19 protein-coding genes and 2 pseudogenes are annotated in these 19,761 nt (G+C 63.0%); 9 read left to right on the top strand and 12 right to left on the bottom strand.

The window, feature by feature from the left end; all coding sequences use genetic code 11:
* The first annotated feature begins 67 nt into the window (after window positions 1-67).
* The 3 genes from ACFXS9_RS17880 (at window position 68) to ACFXS9_RS17890 (ending at window position 2,295) form a co-directional block, all read left to right on the top strand.
* Entirely contained in the window at window positions 68-211 is a 144-nt protein-coding gene (locus tag ACFXS9_RS17880; RefSeq protein WP_392690756.1) for a hypothetical protein, read from the top strand.
* A 206-nt stretch (window positions 212-417) separates the two neighbouring features.
* Window positions 418-1,581: a CynX/NimT family MFS transporter gene (locus ACFXS9_RS17885; protein ID WP_392690758.1), complete on the top strand. Its 1,164-nt coding sequence runs from the start codon at window positions 418-420 to the stop codon at window positions 1,579-1,581.
* 96 nt (window positions 1,582-1,677) lie between these two features.
* The gene (locus ACFXS9_RS17890; protein WP_057843932.1) at window positions 1,678-2,295 is read left to right on the top strand and encodes a PilZ domain-containing protein; all 618 of its coding nucleotides are present in this window, start codon (window positions 1,678-1,680) and stop codon (window positions 2,293-2,295) included.
* Here the strand turns inward: ACFXS9_RS17890 and ACFXS9_RS17895 are convergent.
* A complete protein-coding gene (locus tag ACFXS9_RS17895; RefSeq protein WP_392690760.1) occupies window positions 2,282-2,485 on the bottom strand; it encodes a hypothetical protein in 204 nt (67 codons plus the stop codon). The genes ACFXS9_RS17890 and ACFXS9_RS17895 overlap by 14 nt on opposite strands.
* 142 nt (window positions 2,486-2,627) lie before the next feature.
* On the opposite strand from ACFXS9_RS17895, the gene ACFXS9_RS17900 reads away from it, so the two are divergent.
* Complete coding sequence (locus tag ACFXS9_RS17900) at window positions 2,628-3,254, top strand: transglutaminase-like cysteine peptidase (protein WP_392690762.1); 627 nt, start codon at window positions 2,628-2,630, stop codon at window positions 3,252-3,254.
* Between the two features lie 130 nt (window positions 3,255-3,384).
* On the opposite strand, the gene ACFXS9_RS17905 is transcribed toward ACFXS9_RS17900, so the two are convergent.
* Together ACFXS9_RS17905 and ACFXS9_RS17910 are read right to left on the bottom strand one after the other, a co-directional pair.
* Complete coding sequence (locus ACFXS9_RS17905; protein ID WP_392690764.1) at window positions 3,385-3,702, bottom strand: hypothetical protein; 318 nt, start codon at window positions 3,700-3,702, stop codon at window positions 3,385-3,387.
* Window positions 3,703-3,789: 87 nt separating this feature from the next.
* A complete protein-coding gene (locus ACFXS9_RS17910; RefSeq protein ID WP_392690766.1) occupies window positions 3,790-4,245 on the bottom strand; it encodes an Hsp20 family protein in 456 nt (151 codons plus the stop codon).
* A gap of 222 nt (window positions 4,246-4,467) precedes the next feature.
* Between ACFXS9_RS17910 and ACFXS9_RS17915 the strand changes: the two genes are divergently transcribed.
* Both ACFXS9_RS17915 and ACFXS9_RS17920 read left to right on the top strand, forming a co-directional pair.
* Complete coding sequence (locus tag ACFXS9_RS17915) at window positions 4,468-5,355, top strand: alpha/beta hydrolase (RefSeq protein ID WP_392690768.1); 888 nt, start codon at window positions 4,468-4,470, stop codon at window positions 5,353-5,355.
* Between the two features lie 153 nt (window positions 5,356-5,508).
* A complete protein-coding gene (locus ACFXS9_RS17920) occupies window positions 5,509-6,015 on the top strand; it encodes a hypothetical protein (protein ID WP_392690770.1) in 507 nt (168 codons plus the stop codon).
* 223 nt (window positions 6,016-6,238) lie between these two features.
* Here the strand turns inward: ACFXS9_RS17920 and ACFXS9_RS17925 are convergent, their stop codons facing one another.
* The 4 genes and pseudogenes from ACFXS9_RS17925 to ACFXS9_RS17940 all read right to left on the bottom strand — a co-directional run.
* Window positions 6,239-7,120, bottom strand: a complete 882-nt coding sequence (locus ACFXS9_RS17925) for a ShlB/FhaC/HecB family hemolysin secretion/activation protein (protein ID WP_392690772.1) — start codon at window positions 7,118-7,120, stop codon at window positions 6,239-6,241.
* Window positions 7,063-7,962 (bottom strand): POTRA domain-containing protein, encoded by a 900-nt coding sequence (locus ACFXS9_RS17930; protein ID WP_392690773.1) that lies wholly within the window; start codon window positions 7,960-7,962, stop codon window positions 7,063-7,065. The genes ACFXS9_RS17925 and ACFXS9_RS17930 overlap by 58 nt, the downstream gene beginning before the upstream one ends.
* A 354-nt stretch (window positions 7,963-8,316) precedes the next feature.
* A complete protein-coding gene (locus tag ACFXS9_RS17935; RefSeq protein WP_392690775.1) occupies window positions 8,317-9,777 on the bottom strand; it encodes an MBG domain-containing protein in 1,461 nt (486 codons plus the stop codon).
* 224 nt (window positions 9,778-10,001) lie between these two features.
* Window positions 10,002-13,208 (bottom strand): annotated as a pseudogene (locus tag ACFXS9_RS17940) (beta strand repeat-containing protein); the annotation flags it as partial.
* Between the two features lie 1,111 nt (window positions 13,209-14,319).
* Between ACFXS9_RS17940 and ACFXS9_RS17945 the strand changes: the two are divergent.
* Window positions 14,320-14,538, top strand: a complete 219-nt coding sequence (locus ACFXS9_RS17945) for a hypothetical protein (protein ID WP_392690777.1) — start codon at window positions 14,320-14,322, stop codon at window positions 14,536-14,538.
* Between the two features lie 180 nt (window positions 14,539-14,718).
* Here the strand turns inward: ACFXS9_RS17945 and ACFXS9_RS17950 are convergent, their stop codons facing one another.
* From ACFXS9_RS17950 to ACFXS9_RS17960, 3 genes are all read right to left on the bottom strand, one after another.
* The gene (locus ACFXS9_RS17950; RefSeq protein ID WP_392690779.1) at window positions 14,719-14,916 is read right to left on the bottom strand and encodes a hypothetical protein; all 198 of its coding nucleotides are present in this window, start codon (window positions 14,914-14,916) and stop codon (window positions 14,719-14,721) included.
* Between the two features lie 12 nt (window positions 14,917-14,928).
* Window positions 14,929-15,459, bottom strand: coding sequence for a gamma carbonic anhydrase family protein (locus tag ACFXS9_RS17955; RefSeq protein WP_392690781.1), 531 nt, complete (start codon window positions 15,457-15,459; stop codon window positions 14,929-14,931).
* Window positions 15,460-15,531: 72 nt separating this feature from the next.
* Window positions 15,532-15,861, bottom strand: coding sequence for a DUF6949 family protein (locus ACFXS9_RS17960; RefSeq protein WP_392690783.1), 330 nt, complete (start codon window positions 15,859-15,861; stop codon window positions 15,532-15,534).
* Between the two features lie 240 nt (window positions 15,862-16,101).
* Between ACFXS9_RS17960 and ACFXS9_RS17965 the strand changes: the two genes are divergently transcribed.
* Window positions 16,102-16,815 (top strand): hypothetical protein, encoded by a 714-nt coding sequence (locus ACFXS9_RS17965; protein WP_392690785.1) that lies wholly within the window; start codon window positions 16,102-16,104, stop codon window positions 16,813-16,815.
* Between the two features lie 137 nt (window positions 16,816-16,952).
* Here ACFXS9_RS17965 and ACFXS9_RS17970 read toward each other — a convergent pair whose 3' ends face one another.
* Both ACFXS9_RS17970 and cysE read right to left on the bottom strand, forming a co-directional pair.
* Window positions 16,953-17,171 (bottom strand): DUF3126 family protein, encoded by a 219-nt coding sequence (locus ACFXS9_RS17970; RefSeq protein ID WP_057843888.1) that lies wholly within the window; start codon window positions 17,169-17,171, stop codon window positions 16,953-16,955.
* Window positions 17,172-17,366: 195 nt separating this feature from the next.
* On the bottom strand, window positions 17,367-18,194 hold the full coding sequence (gene cysE / locus ACFXS9_RS17975) for a serine O-acetyltransferase (RefSeq protein WP_213289429.1): 828 nt from the start codon (window positions 18,192-18,194) through the stop codon (window positions 17,367-17,369).
* Window positions 18,195-18,400: 206 nt separating this feature from the next.
* On the opposite strand from cysE, the pseudogene ACFXS9_RS17980 reads away from it, so the two are divergent.
* Window positions 18,401-19,756, top strand: a pseudogene (locus ACFXS9_RS17980) (hypothetical protein); the annotation flags it as partial.
* Between the last annotated feature and the right edge of the window lie 5 nt (window positions 19,757-19,761).

The raw sequence follows: 19,761 nt of genomic DNA on the forward strand, positions 1-19,761 counted from the left end.
AATGGCCTCTCGCAGACTTGACCGAAATCCCTGTTGCCAGAGATACTTGGCCCATTGGATGTGAGCTATGTTTGAGATCGGTATTTTCTGCGTAATTTTTCTCGCACTATCCTATTGGGCGATCCTCTGGCTGATGGGACGGCGCAATGACGTGTTGCATGGCGAGTTCGTCAAAGCGAGCCGCACGCTGAAGAACCTGTGCGTTCTGTAGTTCCGAGGCGTCCGCAGGTTCGAACCGCTATGCGTGCGCGTCCGGTTGAAGTTGCTCCGGAGCAACTTGCATTCCGGCAAAAACGGTTGGAGTCGCTGCTGAACACAATCAAGCAGGACCTTAATCAACTGGTACGGAAATAGGCGACCCGCAATAACTGCGCCAGCATCGACGCAGTGTCGGTCTACCCGGTCGAGGAGCGAGCGTTGAGCAATCGCTGGGGCATTCTGGCCGTTCTGTTCACCGTGCGGCTCACCATGGCGTTCCAGTTTCAGAGCGTCGCTGCGGTTGCGCCGCTGCTCGGCACCAAATTCGATGCCACCCTTGCCGATATCGGACTCCTGATCGGCCTCTATTTCACGCCGGGAGTCGCGCTTTCGTTGCCGGGCGGCGCGATCGGAAAAAGGCTTGGCGACAAGGCCACCGTGTCAGGTGCGCTGGTGCTGATGTTGATCGGCCAGGTGGTCATGGTGGTCTCGGAGTCCTGGGGCTGGCAGATCGCAGGACGGCTGATCGCCGGCGGTGGCGGCGTCTTGCTCAACGTCTTGCTGACGAAAATGGTGACCGACTGGTTCGCCGGCAAGGAAATCGCGACCGCGATGGCCATCTTCGTCAATTCGTGGCCGGCCGGCATCGCCATATCGCTCTTGACCTTGCCCGCAATCGGCACCGCCTATGGCGTCGGCGCGGCCTATCTTTCGATTGCCGCGCTGATCGCCCTCGGCATGCTGCTTCTTGTTGTGGTCTATCGATCTCCGTCAACCGCAGCAGCCGCGCCTTCGGCCGCCTCACGGTTCGACCGCAACACCCTCTTTGCCGTGATCATCGCCGGTCTGACCTGGGGCTTCTTCAACATCGGGTTCGCGACGATTTTCAGTTTCGGCCCCACCCTGCTGGTCGAACGCGGCTGGACGATCACGGCGGCTGGCTCGGCAATCAGCGTCGTGCTGTGGCTCGCGGCGTTCAGCGGAACAGTCGGCGGATTTCTGGCCGATTGGACCAAGCGACCGCAATCGGTGCTTGTCATCGGGTGCGTCGTGTTCGCGCTATTGATGCTCGTGCTGCCTCGCAGCACGGCAGTGCTTCCCCTCGTAATCACGATAGGCTTGATCAGCGCCCTGCCCGCAGGGCCGATCATGAGCCTGCCCGCACACGTGTTGCAGCCTCAGACGCGTGCGATCGGGATGGGTATTTTCTACACCGTCTTTTACGCCGCAATGATGCTCGGCCCAGCGGTTGCCGGCGCCATCGCCAAATGGAGCGGCAGCGCAGCGGCGGCATTCGACTTCGGGACGGTGGCCCTGCTTGCCTGTCCAGTATTGTTATGGGGATACAACCGGATTGTTGCGCCGCGACCGCAGGCCGCGTGATTGCCCGCCCCTCATGCAACCAGCGCTAACACATCGTTAACCCTGTCGGCCTTAGGGTCTTCCTGACGCCGAAGGACCGGCTGTCTGGTGGCGAAGATGTCGTTTGCGCAAAAGAAAACTACCACTGTGCCGTCCGCGGAGGAGCGGCGGCGCTTCCAGCGCGTCAAGGTTCACTTGCTCGGCCGCTACATGCTGCCGGATCGCCGCGAATTTCCTTGCCAGATTATTAACATGTCGCCGGGTGGACTGGCGCTGCTGGCGCCCGGCATCGGCAATGTCGGCGATCGCGTGATCGCCTATCTCGACCATATCGGCCGGGTCGAGGGCAAAATCACCCGCATCATTGACAACGGCTTTGCCATGACGGTCGGCGCCACCGCGCGCAAGCGCGACAAGCTCGCCGCCCAGCTTACCTGGCTCGCCAACCGCGATATCCTCAATCTGCCCGAAGACCGCCGCCACGACCGCATCGTGCCGCGCAACCCGATCGCGCTACTGACCCTCGAGGACGGCAGCAAGATGACCTGCCGCATCATCGACCTGTCACTGTCGGGCGCTGCGATCGCCGCGGAGAACCGCCCGCCGCTGAAATCGCTGGTCATGCTTGGCAAGGTGCAGTCCCGCGTGGTGCGAAACCTCGAAGAAGGGTTTGCGCTCGAGTTCGTCCATGAGCAAGTCGCCGAGACGCTCGAAGACGCGGTTACCGCGCGGTAAAGCACCAGCCACCAAAAATCCCTGATTTTTCAGCCTCAAAGGCGGTATCCGGGTTGCCGGATGCCGCCTTTTCGCTGTCCGGCACCGGCCAAAGTCGGTTAACGCGGGGCGCTTTGGCCCGCGCATCCCCTGCTATTGCAGCGCCACAAGTGTTAATCCGTAAAATTTGAATCAATTGCAGTCGTTTCAAATTTTATTCGAATTCGATTCAAGTATAGATCGAATTCGCTGCTAGCTTTACTAGTATTCACGTCAAATGTACTTGCCCGACTTAGCGGCGGCGCAAATCCTTTGTGCGAAACGTGGTCCCAACAAGAAAAACGGGGGCCACGATGTTGTTCAGGGGACAGGGGAAGGGACTGGCGGTCATCGCCGTCCTGATAGGGATCAACGCTTCGATGAGCGTCTCGGCGAAAGCCGGCGACGCGCTCTATGCCAGCCTGGGCGATACCGCGCGGTCGCCGATCGGTTGGGTCGAATTCTGCGCCGAGAACGCGAGCGAATGCCGCGGCGCGTCACAGCCGCGCGACATCGTGATGTCGCAGACGGCGTGGCGGGATCTGCTGCGGGTCAACAAGTGGGTCAACGAGACCGTCAAGCCGATCACCGACATGGATCATTGGGGTGTGATCGAGAAATGGTCGTTGCCGACGGACGGTTACGGTGACTGCGAGGACTATGTGCTTCTGAAGCGCAAGATGTTGATCGATGCCGGATGGCCGCGCGAGGCGCTGCTGATCACGGTGGTGCGCGACAAGAAGGGCGAAGGCCACGCAGTGCTGACGGTGAAGACCGACAAGGGCGAGTTCGTTCTCGACAACCAGAACGAAAACGTCCTGGCCTGGACCGAGACCGGCTACCGCTTCGTCAAGCGTCAGTCGCAGAGCGACCCGAACGTATGGGTCTCGCTCGGTGACAGCCGCCCGGCGGTCGCTACCGCCTCGTCACGCGATCGATAACGAACAAAGGATTTTACGAACCCGCGACCCGGTCACATCCCCACCCCTCCCCGTCCCAGACCGGTTCGCGCGCGGCCAGGCTTCCCCCAAAGCCTGGCCGCAACTTTTTTCGGGGTGGTTGCTTGTGGGCCTACGCTGCCAGCGCCACGCGTGAGGTGGATTTTTGCCGCATCGGCTTGCCGCCGGGTGGTCCCGACGGTTTGGGGTCGAGCATCGAGAGAGCTTCGAGCACCTCATCGATCGTCACGGTGCGCCTTGTGCCTGCCAGCTCGCGCAGCGCGGGATTTGAAGCGACCGCCGCCGCATCTGAAGCCCAGGACGCCAGGATCGCGCGCTTTTCGGCGAGCGAAAGCGTCCTGTCGGCGACCACGTCGCGCGGGTGATCGAACACGGCTCCCGGATGCAGCACGGCATTCAGATCAAACACGTTATCCGTCTGGTCGATCATCAGCTTGTCCTCCCCAAAGATGGAAACGCTTCCCGCCCGACATGTTCGGGCGGGAGCCTTTGGTCCCTTTGCGAGGCGTGGCGGGCTTTAGGCCGCCTTCGCCTCGATCTGCTGAACATTGCCCGGCGCTGCGCCGTTGATCGCGATGCGGCGTGGCTTCATCGCCTCCGGCACTTCCCGGAACAGTTCGATCCGCAGCAGGCCGTGCTCGAACGACGCGCTCTTCACCTGCACATGATCGGCAAGGCTGAACTGGCGCTTGAAGGGACGCGCGGAGATGCCCTGATAGAGATATTCGCGCTGGTCCTTCTCGGCCTTGCGGCCTTCGATCGTCACCGTATTCTGCTCGGCGGTCACGGAGATCTCGTCGACTGCGAAGCCGGCGACGGCCAGCGAAATCTGATAGCGGTCTTCGCCCAGCCGCTCGATGTTGTAGGGAGGGTAATTATCCTCGCCGGCGCGTTGCGCGGTTTCGACGAGGTCGAAAAGGCGGTCGAAGCCGATGGTCGAGCGCCAGAGGGGTGAGAAATCGTATGTGCGCATAGCCAAATCCTCCATGGAGCAAGTTGGATACGAGCGGCACCGGACACGACCGGTGCCCGTCTCAAGGCCGGGCCCATCAGGCGCCCGGACCGCTTTAGCGGCGGCAGCAAAAAAATTAGAAAACGGCCTTTTGGTTTCAAGGCCGCCGACAAAAATTTTGGCCGCCTGCTGGCTCATCCAAAACGGTGTGCAATGATGGCCGGCCTCATCAGGAGAGACGCCGTGGCCCACCGGGAGATCGACGCCATCCGCGTATTGCTGGGTTCGAAGCCGCGGCCGGTCGGATGGACGGAGCGGCGGCAGCGGCTCGACGAAGTCGGATCGACCTGGCCGGTAGCGCCGGACGTTCAATGCGAGGCGGTCGATTGCGACGGCGTTGCCGGCGAGTGGTCGATCGTGCCCGGCAGCGAGAAGTCGCTGGTGCTGCTGTATTTCCACGGCGGCGGATACTGCTCCGGCTCGATTGTCAGCCACCGCCGCCTGGTGACGGAGGCCGGGCGCGCCGCTGACATGCGGACGCTCGCGATCGACTACCGGCTTGCCCCTGAACATCCCTACCCCGCCGCCCATGAAGACGCGCTGACGGCGTGGCGTTTCTTACGCAATCAAGGCATTGCGGCGACGAGCATCGCGGTCGGCGGCGACAGCGCCGGCAGCAACCTGACGCTCGGGCTGATCAACCGGCTGCGCGCGGCAGGAGAACCGCTGCCCGCCTGCGCCTGGCTGCTTTCGCCGTGGACTGATCTTACCATGTCCGGCGAAACACTGGCCACCAAGGACGCCATCGATCCACTGATTCACAAGGCCTATCTGGCTGAACTTGCGGACGCCTATGCTCCGCCATCCATCGATCGCCGTGATCCGCTGATCTCGCCGCTATTCGCCGATCTCACGGGCATTCCACCAGTCCTGATTCAGGTCGGATCGGCCGAGACGTTGCTGGCGGACGCCACGCGGCTTGCTGAGGCCGCGGGGGCGGCCGATGTCGATGTGACGCTGCAGATCTGGCCACACATGATCCACGCTTGGCCGGTCTGGAACGCCCATCTCGAAGACGGGCGCCGCGCGCTGGCCTGTGCCGGGCAATTCATCCAGTCGCATGTCCGATAGCACCTGAACACCCAGCTTTCGCTGGTCGCGGCAGAAAAGCCTGATTCCCAAGGGGTTGGCCGGAATTCCTCACCCGCCCGGCAAATCCGGGTTTGTACGGCAGCGCGGCTGTGCTATTTGGGGACTTGAAATCACGTCCGGATTTGGAGTCGCATGCTCGAACTCGCCCCCCGGAGTGCCAGCCCCGTCGCGCGTTTCGGCGGTCAGCCGATTGCGATCGCCGCTGCGGCTCTCGTCATTGTCGTGCTTGGAGTAAGCTTTATCGCCCTGTGGCGCGCCTATACGGGCAGCGCTCCCGAGACCGATCGCGCGGCCGCGACCCGCCAATTGCAGGCGCGCGCCGCGCAAGCGTCCGAGCAACTGGTCGAGAAGGCCAAGGGCTTGGAAGCGACCCAACAGGAATCGATCGACCAGTTGCAGGTGGTGCAGGATCAACTGCTCACGGTGCGCCGCCTGCTCGCTGCGCAGCAGGCCGACACCAGGAAGCTTTCCGAGCAGGTCGGAACGCTGACGGAAGCGATCGACGGCTTGCGGCAATCCTTTGCCAGCGTGCAGGCCTCCGAACCCACCGCCGCTCCCGCGCCGCGCAAGCGATCGGCCAAGGCCAAGCCCCGCTCGAACAGGACGGCGAACCGCAGCCGCGCCAAAGGGCGCGGCTAATAGGACTGGACGACGGCTGGCGATGATGCCCCGCTCAGGGGGCTGATGCCAGCACGCCCTTGCCGGAACATTTTTCCACTTTGTGAACTGGTTCACATATCCCCGCGAGAATCCCGGGCATCCTGTAATTCACCGGATGGCGTGAGCCGATTTCAATATCCGGGGCTGGCAAGGTCGTTGACGGTATACTGCGTCGACGGCCTTGTTCTTTTCGGGGCTTCCGTCAACTACCGCAGCCCACGATCTTCAATAGCTGACCGACGCCTGCAATGACACGCGCCAGGCCCCGGCGCCGCCGTGCAGCCCGTCGGTCAGCGCCCTCGCCGCCAGCAGCTTGGAGTAAAAGTTCGACCCGGCCGCAAAGTCGAGATCCGGCCCCGATTGACGACAGCGTGATGTCGCGCCGGAAAAACAGATCGCGCCCCCAGCCGACATCGGCCAGCAGGAACGGCGCCAGCGTGCCCGGCATCCAGGCGGGCATGCTGGGCATCGAGGCGTAGAGCGAATTGCGCAGGATCAGGGCCTGATCGACAACGCCGTCTTCGGTCACATAACCGCGTACGGCGCTCATCCCGCCGAGCGCGATGCGTTCGGTATCCGGTAGCGGCTTGGACGAAGCGAGCACGGAGACTTCCGATTTCAGCGACAGGCCCTTCGGCAGCGGCGTCACGCGGCCATACTCGAGGGTCACGAGGTTGGTCTGCACATCGGTGACGCGTCCATTGGTGAAGGCGCTCCAGGCGCCCGAATTATTGCCAGACAGAATGCCGCCGGGGTTGGACTTGAAACGGACATCGAGAGTGTTGGTGCCGAGGTTGTCCGACCAGCGCCCGTTCCATCCCACCACCAATTGGGCAACGTCGGCGCTGCCCTCGGCGACCGGCGTCCCATCGAAGATAGTGGTGCGTAGCTGATGCTTGAGCTCGACGCCGCCGAGTAGATCGCCGGTCGTCGGCGTCAGCAAATCGGACAGCGCGGTGCGAACGATCGCCGAGGCCTGGCTGGTTTGAGTCTTGATCCGGAACAGGTTGTTGGGCCGCTCATTGGTCAGCACATGGTCGCCGACGACTTCGAGACTCGTGCGCAATCCGAGCGGCGTGAGCAACCGCCCCGCCTGGCTGACATACTTGGCATCATCGGGCCGGTTGAACAGCCCGTCATTGGCCCAGAAATTGGCGCTGCCGGTGAGCTGATAGGAGGCGAAGATATCGGCCGACGGCGCCCGCTGGCGCCGACGTAATAGCGATGGCGGTCGGTCAGCAGCGTGCCGCTGTTGGCATAGCCGGCGTAAACCTGCCATGGCTTGCGGTCCGTCACCTGGATGTTGACGTCGGTCATGCCGAGATCCTTGCCGGGACCGAACACCGCTTCGACTTGGCGAAACGGATTGCGGTTGGCCCAGTCGAGGTCGGTCTCGAGTTTGCGCGCATCGATTTCCTGTCCGGGAACGAGCCGGATGCGGCTTTGCGGATAGCTCTCGGGTGCCGCCCCCGTAACCTTGATGTCGGCAACCTTGAAGGCGATCACGCGCAACTGGAGCACGCCTGACGATACTTCCTGCGGCGGCAGCGTGACCGATACGAACGGTCGCCCTGCCTCGCGGAAAGCCGCGGCCACCGCCGCCTGCACTTCGGCAATCAGCTTGCGACTGAGCGGCCGATCAAGAAACGGCGAGAGTGGCTCGCGGACCGCGGCGGCGTCGATGCCGCTGACCTGATCAACATCGATACCCTTCGTGCCGCTACGCGGCCGCACGGTGGCATTTGGGCCAATCAGGACGATGGCACGAACGTCCACGCCGAGCGGCGTTGCATCATCGCTCCCAAGCAGATCGTCGGTACCGATCTTGATCGCCGGTGTGCGACGTGGCGGCTCCGGCGGCAGATTGCGCTCGACCACTTGCGCCTGCGCGACGCCGCCAGATGCGATTGCAAGAACGCAAATCATCAGCAGCGCGCAACGCGTGCCGACTCTCTGCTCATGACGCGTGGACGTTCGCACTTGTGCCGCGTGCGACCCGAAATGTTTGGGGAGTGCCAGCTTCATGACGACCGGAGCCTGTCAGAGCTTCGGGATATCGACATGTAAGTTCGCATGAGGCTGCACGTTCCGACGTTCTGTCGCACACGGCGAACAATGAATAAGTCAACCAATATGGTTTATGGATTAAGAACGGTTTAAGGTTGAGTTCCACGTGTGGCAGAACTGCAGCGTGTGCGGTTGAATCAATGCGCCATCCTCAACTTACGCATGTATCGAGGTCGTCGAAGATGTAGCAGCGCGTCGCGCGGCCGCACGCAATCAATTGTCGACGAAGGCTGGCAGGCGATCGCGATCTGTCATCGCGCCGACGAATCTGGCGCGCGCGCCAATCCGCCGGTTGTCGGGATGCGGAAGCTCGAGGCATCGCCTGGATTTGCAGATGATGGCAGGAGATGACTGCTCGATGTTTGCGGGCTCGCGCATCTGCTCTGGTGGCCGCGGCGCCGACTGAGGCACCCGCGACTTCATATAGGATCCGAGTTCTGCGATCGGTACGCGAGCGGGCGCTGGCGTAGCGGCCGCCGGCGTAACCGTGAGGTTCGCGCCGACGAAGGCGAAGGCGTAGTTCGATGAGGCCGCCAGCGTTCCCTGCGTGATGCCGTAGACCCCAGCAGCGCTGGAAGTCGTCGCCGACGTCGCCAGTGCGCCCGATAGCGTATCGCCATTGACGAGGCCGGAGCCGCCGACCTGATAGGTCAACGCCGGGTTGGCATCGCCATAAGCGCGGCTCTTGGCATCGGCCGTCACCGTGATCGCGCGCGGCGCGATGGTCAACGTGCCGGGTGCATCGATGAAGCGATAGGCCTGCCCGGAAGCGCTGACGGCGCTGCCGCCACTTGCGCTGATCGCATAGGTGCCGGCATTCGAAGTCGCAGTCGCCGCCGCCGATACCGAGAGGCCGTTGACGATCGCGGCCGTATCGCCGGCATGGAAGCCGTAGATCGAGTAGGTGAACGCCGGATTGGCTTCACCATAGACGCGCGACGCATTGGCCGGATCGACCCGCAGCACATAGTTGACGCCGTAGAGCTGCGGATAATAGCCGGCGCTCGGCGCCGACCAGACGGTGGCGAAATCCCAACCGGCGTAGGTCGACGCATAGTTCGTCGGATTCTGCATCTGGCTGGTGGTAAGGCTCGTAATGCCGGCGCTGGCGCCGCTGCCAACGGCATTTGTCCGCCCGGACGTATCGGTGTCCCAGTATGACGACGTGATGGTGCCGGTGGCCGATCCGATCAGGCCGCCGGCCACTGCGGTGCCGGAAGGCGAGATGGCACTGACCGCACCCGTCGCGTAGGTCTGTGTGACCGTGCCCGTGCCGCTGTGGCTGCCGATCAATCCGCCCACGATTGCTGTCCCGGCAGCGGCGGTGGCGGTGGCCGCACCGGTTGCGTAGGACTGTCGAACGGTGGCTGCGCCGACGTTCCTGCCGATCAATCCACCCGCCGTTGACGTGCCGGAAACCGAGATCACGCTGAGCGCGGCACCGGTTGCGTAGGACTGTGTGACTGTGCCCGTGCTGGAGTTGGTGCCGATCAATCCGCCGGCCGCTATCGTTGTAGCCGCGAGCGCGGACGTGGCGTTGACGGCCCCGGTCGCATAGGACCGAGTGATGGCTCCGGAGTTGCTGCCGATCAGTCCCCCGGCTGTCGATGCGCTGGCAGCCGCCGTGGCTGTGACCGTTCCAGTCGCGTAGGACTTGCTGACGGAAGCTCCCACGGTGTTGATGCCGACCAGTCCACCCGCGAAAGCTGTGGCGGCCACTGCTCCGGTTGCATAGGACTCGATGATGGTTGCGGCCGACGCGTTGTAGCCGACCAGACCGCCGACTCCTGACTGCCGCCGCTGACCGCTCCAGTCGCATAGCTCCTGAGAATGCTGCCGTTGTTGTTACCGGCGAGGCCGCCGGCGCGCGTGCCTGCGGTGCCCGCTGTCACGTTGCCGGTCGCGTAGCTGTCCTGGATGGTGCCGCCCGCATTGTTCCATCCGATGAGGCCGCCCATCGACGAACTGGTGGTGGTTGTTCCAGCGACCGTAACGGCCGCCCAGCTACTGGCAACGCTACCCGAGGATTCGCCCGCCAGTCCGCCGCCGTAGACTCTCGCCGTGACGGCACCAGTCGCCCAAGCATTGCTGATGGTCCCCCTCGACATGCCGGCCAGGATGCCGACGCGGTCCTGCCCGGTGATGGATGCGGCCTGCAAGCTGACGTTGCTTAGGGTGGCTGCGGCTGCGGCATATCCGAAAAGTCCGACATAGTTGGTTGTTGGCAGGTTGATCGAGAGGTTCGAGATTACATGGTTCTGACCGTCGAAGCTTCCGGTGAACTGGCTGGACAAATTGCCGATCGGCGAAAAGCCTGCCGATGACCACATGCCGGGATATTTTCCGCCGACTGTCGCAAGCGCGGGACCGATGTCGATGTCGCGGGCCAGCGTGTAGCTCGCGCCGAGATACATCGCCATCAACTGAAGCTGATGCGCGTTGGTAATGGTGGTTTGGTGTTCCCAGCGGCCGAACGGCCGGGTCTGGCCGTCGACCATGAACCAGCCGGTCGTGTCCGTTCCCGGAAAGCTGAAGCTGCCGTAGGCGCTCTGCTTGAAGGCGTAATTGGCCGCGGCTGATTGCGCAGGGTCGCTGGTCACGGCCGTCACGCTACCCGAACCGCTGCCGATGCCAAGCGCCTGCCCGCTCGTGTAGCTGTCCCAGTAGGACGCCGTGACGGAGCCGCCGTTGAAGCCGATCAGCCCGCCGACATAGCTCGGGCCGCTTACGGCGCCCGTCGCATAGACCTGTGATATCGAGCCGGCGGTGAAGAGGCCGCCGCCGAGACTGGCGATATTGTTCAGCCCAATGGCGCCGCCAACGTAGAGCGGTCCGCTCACGGTGCTGTTCGAATAGGCATTCGACACGGTCTGAAAGTTGTAGCCGACGAGACCGCCGGCGCCGGCCTCGGTGGCGGTGACCGATCCGCTCGAGTAGACATTCGTGACCGCCCCGTAGTTCGAACCGACGAACGCGCCGACAGCGGTCCTGCCGGTTACGGTCGCACCGATGATGGCGAGGTTGCTCACCGTCGCGCCGGTGCCGAGATAGCTGATCAGCCCGACGTTTTCGCGTGACGGCCGATTGATGAAGAGGCCGGAAATCGTGCGGCCCTGGCCGTCAAATCTTCCGGTGAAGCTGGTCCCGGCGCCAATCGGCTCGAACCCGGCGCCGCTGTTCCAGCCGGCCGTGATGCCGGCATCGATGTCGCGGCCGAGCGCATAGGTGCCGGCCAGGTTGTTCTTCATATTCTGCAGGTCGTAGACGGTGTTGACCAGCATGTAGGTGTTGAGCGTAGCGCCGCCGGTAACGTTGCCGCTGAAGTTCGTCTGCGTCGGTGCAGAGTATTTGGCGGCGTTGACGGCCGTGCTGCTGCCCGTCGGATTATAGAAGATCGAGACTATCCCCGCCGTCGATATCTGGCCACCGCCGAACGTCACGGTGCCGGTGCCTGTGCCGGCATTGTCGGCGCGCAGCACGACACCGCCGCCGCCGGTGCTCGCGATATTGGCGTTGACCGCGATGTTGCGATAGGCGCTGAGCGTCAGCGTCGCATTGGTCGACCAGTTGATACCGCTTGCCACGGTGATGTCGCCATAGCCGCCGCTGCCGGACGCGTTCGTCTCCTGGGTAACGTTGCTGCCCGCGTTGAGCGTGGTCGCGATGGTGCCGGCAAGCGTCGCATCGATCGTCAGATCGACGGGATCGAGCAGCCAGGTGCCGCCGCGGCCGGCATTGATGCTGCCGCCATTGAAGTTGAGCGTATGCCCCGAGGTCTCGATGAAGCCGCCTCGCAGGCCCTGTGTGCTGATGGCGCCGGCAAATGACGTCGTGCCGTCCGACCATACCACCACATTGCCGCCCACGCCCGATGTGCCGTCTGCGGTGATCGTCGCACCCGCCTCGATCGTCGTGGTCTGCGCATTGGCGATGGTCTGCGGCAGAAACTTCAGCGTGGCGTCCGATCCGCCGGCGCGATCGCCGCCGATCAGGACGATGCCGCCCGACGTTCCACTGGTGTCGATCCTAGCGCCTGACGTGAGCGTGACATTCCTCCCCGTCACTGCGACGGCGCCGCCTGCACCGCCGCGGCCTTTTGCGGTGATGGCGCCGCCGATCACGACCTTGTCGGCGCTGACGACGACGTCGCCGCCGGTGAACGAGCGCCGCCCGGCGGTCTCCGTGGGCGCCACGTTTGCTTGCACACGCCGCGCCACAACCTTCTGCGTCACGTTGACCGAGCCGCCCTCGGCCGTAAGAAAGATTCGTCCGCCCTTGCTGGCAAAACCTGTTGCCGAGATCGCGCATCCGGTGTTGCCCGCGAGCGCATAGATGTTGCCGCCATTGGCGCGCAATTCCACTTCCGCGGCGCGGATCGCGCCGCTGTTGCGGATCTCGCCATTCTGCGCCGGACGCCGCACCAGCACCTTGCCATTGCCGAGCGATCCGTCGCTCAGCACCACCTCGCTGCCGGACGCCATCGCGGCGGTGCCGTTGCGCGCGGTCAGCGAGCCGTCATTGCGAACCTGGCGCGCGACCAAAACGACGTCGCCGTTCGAAGACCCGATCTTGCCGAGATTAACGACCGAGGCGTTGCTGTTGCCGCTGAAGGTCAGCGATCCGCCGGCGCGGAAGTCCGCGTCCCTGACATCGAGCGTCGAGGCGACGAAACTTCCGCCGGTCTTGACCACGCCGGTCGGTCCGACCACGATTCCCGACGGATTGACGAGATAGACCGAGCCGGTCGCAGACACCACGCCGTTGATCGACGACGGTACATTACCAGTCACACGGTTGAGTGTAGCGCCGCTACCGTTGTTGAACTGGACCTGGTTGCCCTGCCCGACCGAAAAGCTTGACCAGTTGACGATGCCGGTGCGGCTCGATTGGGTGACGGTCAGATTGGTCGGCGACGTCGAGCCGATCGCAACGTTCCCGCTCACCACCGTTCCGCCGGCCGGCAGCGATTGCGCCATCGACGGCTGCACGCAACCCAGGCCCCACAACAGTGCGATCAAGCTGACGGAAGTTCGAAACTCTCTAGTGCACGATTTGATCGCCGGCGAGAGACACGACGTGGATGAGACGATCATCGAACCAAACATCCGCTTACGGCCGGCCACTTTTCAAAGCTGCTCGCCTCCACAAATTCTTTGTCAGACATGCCCGGGTTCCACGTGCGGAACCGCAACGTGGCAATGAACCACCTAAGGATGCATCAAAGAACAAACGCTATTTTTCGGAAAATTGCGCACAATGACACCGCCGGCAGATTCCGGCTATTGCGCGGAACATGTCTGTGCGCGGGTAGCGGGCCGCCTACCCGAACCGATCGCCCCTGCGATGTGGTCTCGGCATGCGACGCGGCCTGGACTTCATCTGTTCGATCTCCCAGAACATCCAGACGAAAGCTGCACCAAGAGCAGTCACGACAATCAAAAACATCAATGTCAACGTAGGTGCTGTGAGCATGTTCAACATCCCCGATGTGACGCGAACGGCATTCCTCCAAACAGCGATCTCGGTAACATCGCGGCGCAGCATTTCCCGCCGTGGCCTTGGCCTCGACGAAGTCGACGCATTCGCCGCCGGACCCGCGAGGATCCGGCGTCAAGTCTAGATCGATTTCTCGGAGATGGCTTGAGCTATTTTGGGCTGTTGCGCTCTTCCGTGAGCGGGCCGAGAAGCGATGTCAGCAGCCGCGGCAGATGCCCTTGAGCTTGCGGTCGACTTGCTTATTCTCTTCATCGATCTCGGCGTCGCCGGTCGTCGTTCGTGATCTTCCCATGCCGGTCGTTGCGCCGCCGCCTGACGACTGCGCGGTGCCGGCACTGTTGGTGCCCGGCGGAGGCGGCGACGCGAGCCCGGAGGGTTCGCCGTGCCACCTGGACCTTGACCGGCATTGGGAGTGGCAGGCCCGGGAACTCCGGTGACACCTTGCGTGCCCGTACCGGCCGAACCTGCGCTCGGCGAGCCTGTGGTGCCGGGGCTGCCGGCGGATGTTCCGCCGACGCTCTGTGCAAATGAAGTGACCGGCGATATCAGGATTGTGATCGCCGCGACAGCGGCGGCTGCAGACGCCAGCTTCATCGGAAATCTCCTTTTTCTTTCAGAGGCAACGACAGCGCGCTGGCCTTGTTCCTCCCGGAACGATTCCACTGCCAGATCATTCATTCACATCCGCTCGACGGCCGGAGTGGCCACGCCTTGCGCAAATTGATCGCCTTCGACGACGACACATTCGACAAGCTCAAACAGCTTGCACGTGACCGGATGGCGACCTTTCAGGAACTGGCTGACGAAGCCTTTGCGGACCTCTTGAAGAAGCACGGCATTCCTATCGACCTTAAGGACGCGCTGCGGAAAAGCGCAGCCGCTTCCAACGAAGCGACGGCGAAAAGAACCAGATCGAAAACCCGAAAGGCGGCATCATGAATTCCGACTCCGATCCTTTCGAGCAAGGCCAGCGCGCCGCGCGCCAGCACATTCCGGCGGAAGCCAATCCATATCGGGATGGCAGCGAGGAGCATGCGCTCTGGGCCGCCGGCCATGAAAAGGTCGCCGGCCCCCTCGCGAGGCGAACGAAAATGAAGGCGGCTGAGCCGCCTGCGATCGTTACGCCGCAGCCTCGGTCGGGACCGCAACATCGGTCTGGCCGGTCCGGTCCTCGACCATGCTCACGAACAAATGGGACTTGCGTTCGGGCCCGCCGATCTGAAGCCGCCGCACCGCAATGGTGCGCCGGCCCTTGACCGGGTTATCGACGGATCGACGATCGCTTCGAGCTGCTGCTTCTCGCGAGACGGAAACCAAGCAAGGCCGCCTTCAGCCGATCTTTTTCAGTCCGTTTTTGAACCGCGGCCCGTTGAGCGCGTAGAATTTCGCAGCACTTGCCATCGCCGTTACCTGCTCGGGCGACAACGTGCGGATCACGCGCGCGGGCGAGCCAATGATCAGGGAATACTCGGGATATTCCTTGCCTTCGGTGATGACCGATCCCGCACCGACGATGCTGCCGCGGCGTATCTTCGCGCCGTTCATGACGATCGAGCCCATGCCGACCAACGCATCGTCTTCGAGCGTGCAGCCATGCAGGATGACATTGTGACCGACGGTGCAGTTCTTGCCGATCGTGAGCGGAAAGCCGCGGTCGGTATGGCAGGTGGAATTGTCCTGCACGTTGGAGCCCTCGCCGATCTCGATCCACTCATTGTCGCCGCGCAGCACCGCGCCGAACCACACGCTGGCCGAATCCAGAAGGCGCACCTTGCCGATCACGACGGCGGTGTCTGCGATGAAATAGTTTCCATTTGCGGGGAGTTCAGGCCCCTGTCCGTCGAGTTCGTAGATCGCCATAACAAAAGATCTCCGTTGGCGGAGACCTTGGCACAGCCCCAGGCAGCGGATCAAGCGAACAGGCCGTAAGCCTCAGGCCAGCACGCCCGCGGCTCGCAGCGTCATCAGGAAGAACGTGCCGGACATCATGCTCCAGAAGCCTGAAAGTACGGTCGCCATCATCACGAATTCGAAGCGACGGCGCTCGATCTTCGCGCCGCGTAGCGTGTTGCGCATGATGATGAAGGGTGCGGCGAAAACCAGAAACGGCACAGCCGCAAATGTCTTCGGCGCCACGCCTTCCCCAAGTAGCCCAGATCCCGCCGGCCGCGCTGCCATCGCCTGATAGCCGCTGGCGAGCGCGCCTGCGAGCGCAAAGCCGATGCACAGGGAGAACAGGGAATTCAACGCATCGGGCGACATGACAACTTCCCGTACTCGACGAACCGCGCCCTGCTTTCGCAAAATTGGCCGGCGGCCGCCACAGTATCCTTAAGGAAGGGTTAACAACGAGCCGCCGGGACCTCGTTTGCGCATGGCTGCAGGGCCCGGAACTCCCGTGAAATCATGCGGAGATCACGCTGCCCATGGCATATTCGCGGGATGATTCGCCTTGGCTCTCGGCATCGTGCCCGAGCCTCGAACCCGACCGATGCCTCGTTCATGACCCTGCTTTCGACGGCCCAGCACCTTGCCCGCGACACCCGCAGGGATCCGCGCTCGCAAATGATGCTCATCATGGTCGTGGTAATCATCACCGCGGGCGCCGCCGCGCTGGTGGCCTATTTGTTGTGGCCAACCTGGGTGGCGCGGCCCGCCAGCGCTCCGGGCCGGTTGCCGGTCAGCGTCGGCGCCACGCTCTTCAACGTGCCGACAGCAGCGGTCCGCCGCAAGATCCAGCGTCACTCCGGGCCGCAGGAGCGGGTCGATCTCAGTTTCGTCTTCCCGTCGCTCGAACCGCCGGATGCGCCGAAGCACGTCACCGCCGATACGATCGAGGAGAAGGTGCAGCCGATCGACCGGATCTTCCTGTCGATATCGGCCCACCAGGACACGCTGCCGCCGGACAAGCGGGTGCGCACGATCTATCCTCGCTACCTCGAACAGAAGATAACATCGATCGACGACGGATTGACGATGCGCGCGTTCCGCGACGGCTCGCCCTACGCCAACGAGGACCTGTTCTCCGCCGGCGCACCGAGCTTCAACGCGCGTTGCACCCGCGACGGCCTGACTCCTGGCATGTGCCTGAGCGAGCGTCGCGTCGACGGCGCCGACCTGACGTTCCGCTTTCCGCGGAGCTGGCTGTCGCAATGGCGCGACGTTGCGAATGCGATGGACCGCCTGACGGCGCAAATGCGCGGGCCGAAGGACTAGGCCGATTTTGTAGTTCGTAAGATGGGCTAAGGCGCGCAGCGCCGTGCCCACCATAACAACTCACAACACGGGGAAGATAACTGGTGGGCACGCTTCGCTTTGCTCACCCTACGACTCCGCGCGACGACGCACGCACCCTATCCCAGGTCGGCGAGATCTTCTTCGAGGATCGCCATCTGAAACTGGAACGAGCGATCGTCGTCCTCGTCATCGACAAACAGCACGCCGATGAATTCCTCACCGATGTAGACTTCGGCGGAGTCGTCCTTTTTCGGCCGCGGCACGACGCGGATCTTGGGATTGCCGAATACGCGCTTGAGATAGGCGTCGAGCTTCCTGACTTCCTGAACGTCCACAGCAGTCTCCAATCGGATTCTTTAAATTTCCGGGGAGGTTTTAGGACGAGACGGCGCCAACCGCCAGAGCCTTTTCGGTTCTGATTGGATCAGAACCGAGGCTCTATTGCTTGTTTTGACGCGTTTTCTTCACGCTTCGCTTGAAAACGCCATGCGCGTAACTTCACAAAGATCGGCCACAGAATATGTGGAAGATCAAAGCCCGATAGCGCCGAGCATCTGATCCATGGTGCGCGAGGGCTCCGCGCAGCCCGCCTCGCCGACGATCTTCGCGGGGACGCCAGCCACCGTGACATTGTGCGGCACCGGCTTGACCACCACCGAGCCCGCGGCAATGCGCGCGCAATGGCCGATCTCGATATTGCCAAGAATTTTGGCGCCTGCCCCGATCAGCACGCCGCGCCTGATCTTCGGATGACGATCCTCGTTCTCCTTGCCGGTGCCTCCGAGCGTGACACCGTGCAGGATCGAAACGTCGTCATCGATCACGGCGGTCTCGCCGCAGACGAAGCCGGTCGCGTGATCGAGAAAAATGCCGCGGCCGATTTTGGCGGCGGGGTTGATATCGGTCTGAAACACCGCCGACGAGCGGCTCTGCAGATAATAGGCAAAATCCTTGCGGCCCTTTTGATAGAGCCAGTGCGCCAGGCGATGGGTCTGCAGTGCGTGAAAGCCCTTGAAGTAGAGTAACGGATCAATGAAGCGCGAGGTTGCGGGATCGCGGTCGTAGACCGCGACCAGATCGGCGCGGAACGCATTGCCGAGATCGGGCTCGTCGCGCAGCGCCTCGTCATAGGTCTGCCGGATCAAATCGCCCGATAGCGCCGAGTGATCGAGCCGCTCCGCGAGACGATGCACCACCGATTCCTCCAACCGCTCGTGATGCAGCACGGTCGAATAGAGGAAGGAAGCAAGCTCCGGCTCGCGGCGGACGATGTCCTCCGCCTCGCCCCGGATGCGGTCCCAGATCGGATCGAGTGCGGCGAGCTTCGACGCTTGCGGATTGACCTGATGCACTGCCATGATTGCTCTCGCAAATTCCCTGATTACGTTGCTACTATAGCACGGCCGGCGGACTTCTGTCCCGGGCAGGCGCAGGCTAGCGTAAACCGCCTCCGAATGCCGTGGGGGTCAGTTCAAGGTGGTCAGCGGTATCAGGAAATCAAGCCGGCGGGCCTGCGACTATTGGTGAATTTCGGCGGACCTGCCATTCGGCGGATGCTGCCCGGATGGGGGGAAGCCACATCAGCACGCAGATATTGCGGGCGCGTACCGCTGCGAATTCGCGCTCGGCCTGGATCGCCGCCATCGCCATCCCATTGATGTTGCTGGCCCCTGCCCTGTGGAATGGCTATCCCCTGCTCCAGTGGGACACCGGTGGCTATCTGGCCCGCTGGTACGAGGGCTACCTGGTCCCCAGCCGCTCCACCACGTTCGGCCTCTATCTTCACTTCGGCGAGGATTCGAGCTTCTGGATCAACCTCGGGATCAACGCGCTGGCGACGCTGTGGATCCTGCAGTTAACGCTGCGCGTGCTCGGTATCTCCGAGCCGTTGCGGCTGCTGGCCATGAGCTTCGTGCTGGCCCTGACCACCTCGCTGCCTTTTCTTGCCAGCACGCTCCTGACCGACATTTTCGCCGGGTTGTCGGTGCTTTCGCTGTTCATCCTGGTCGTGCTTGGCGAGCGGACTTCGATCCCGGAAAAATGCCTGCTGTTCGGCCTCACCGCTTTCGCCGTGGCGACCCACAGCGCGACGCTCGCGGTGCTGCTCGGACTGTGCTGCGTCGGCTGGATCGCGCGTCCCTTTCTGCGCGGGCGGATTTCCGTTTCCGGACTGATGCAGGGCAGCCTGACCATCGTCGCGGGAGCTGCGCTGTTGCTGTCGACCAATTTCGCATTATCCGGGAAGCTGGCGTGGACGCCGGGCGGTTATGGCGTCGCGTTCGGACGGATGCTGCAGGATGGCATCGTCGCGCAGTATTTGCGCGATCATTGCCCGAAGCAGAATTTCAAGCTCTGCCCCTATCGAGACAAGCTGCCGGCCACCGCCGACCAGTTTCTGTGGGGCAACAGCATGTTCAACACGCTTGGCCGCTTTCAGGGACTGAACGACGAGATGCGCTTTATCGTGTTGCATTCGCTGGCCGAGTATCCGGCCTGGCAGGTCAAGGCGGCGGCCATCGCCACTGCGCAGCAATTCGTCTACGTCGGGACCGGCGAAGGCACCGACGGCTGGCTCGGCCATACCTACGGCATCATCGAGCGCTTTCTTCCCGCACAGCTGAAGCCGATGCGCGCGGCGCAACAGCAGCGCTGGCACTTCGACTTCACCGCGATCAACCGGATTCACATTCCCGTTGCGCTGGCGTCGATGCTGCTGACCCTCATCCTGTTCGGCCGCGGCGTGCTGCGCCGACCGTTCGACGATCTCACCTTGCTCGCCGGCACGGTCTCGTTCGCGCTGCTCGGCAATGCTTTCGTCTGCGCCGTGATATCCGGTCCGCACGATCGCTACGGCGCGCGGCTGGGGTGGCTTGCGACCACGGTGGTGCTGATCGCGGCGATCAGGCAATTCGCCGGTGAAGACGC

Source organism: Bradyrhizobium sp. RDI18, from assembly GCF_043203335.1.
Classification (GTDB): domain Bacteria; phylum Pseudomonadota; class Alphaproteobacteria; order Rhizobiales; family Xanthobacteraceae; genus Bradyrhizobium; species Bradyrhizobium retamae.

Excerpts from the sequence above, each read along its gene's own strand:
- ACFXS9_RS17900 (WP_392690762.1), top strand. The coding sequence starts at position 2,628 with ATGTTGTTCAGGGGACAGGGGAAGGGACTGGCGGTCATCGCCGTCCTG.
- ACFXS9_RS17965 (WP_392690785.1), top strand. The coding sequence starts at position 16,102 with ATGACCCTGCTTTCGACGGCCCAGCACCTTGCCCGCGACACCCGCAGG.
- ACFXS9_RS17890 (WP_057843932.1), top strand. The coding sequence starts at position 1,678 with ATGTCGTTTGCGCAAAAGAAAACTACCACTGTGCCGTCCGCGGAGGAG.
- ACFXS9_RS17920 (WP_392690770.1), top strand. The coding sequence starts at position 5,509 with ATGCTCGAACTCGCCCCCCGGAGTGCCAGCCCCGTCGCGCGTTTCGGC.
- ACFXS9_RS17930 (WP_392690773.1), bottom strand. The coding sequence starts at position 7,962 with ATGATTTGCGTTCTTGCAATCGCATCTGGCGGCGTCGCGCAGGCGCAA.
- ACFXS9_RS17955 (WP_392690781.1), bottom strand. The coding sequence starts at position 15,459 with ATGGCGATCTACGAACTCGACGGACAGGGGCCTGAACTCCCCGCAAAT.
- ACFXS9_RS17910 (WP_392690766.1), bottom strand. The coding sequence starts at position 4,245 with ATGCGCACATACGATTTCTCACCCCTCTGGCGCTCGACCATCGGCTTC.
- ACFXS9_RS17960 (WP_392690783.1), bottom strand. The coding sequence starts at position 15,861 with ATGTCGCCCGATGCGTTGAATTCCCTGTTCTCCCTGTGCATCGGCTTT.
- ACFXS9_RS17905 (WP_392690764.1), bottom strand. The coding sequence starts at position 3,702 with ATGATCGACCAGACGGATAACGTGTTTGATCTGAATGCCGTGCTGCAT.
- ACFXS9_RS17880 (WP_392690756.1), top strand. The coding sequence starts at position 68 with ATGTTTGAGATCGGTATTTTCTGCGTAATTTTTCTCGCACTATCCTAT.
- cysE (WP_213289429.1), bottom strand. The coding sequence starts at position 18,194 with ATGGCAGTGCATCAGGTCAATCCGCAAGCGTCGAAGCTCGCCGCACTC.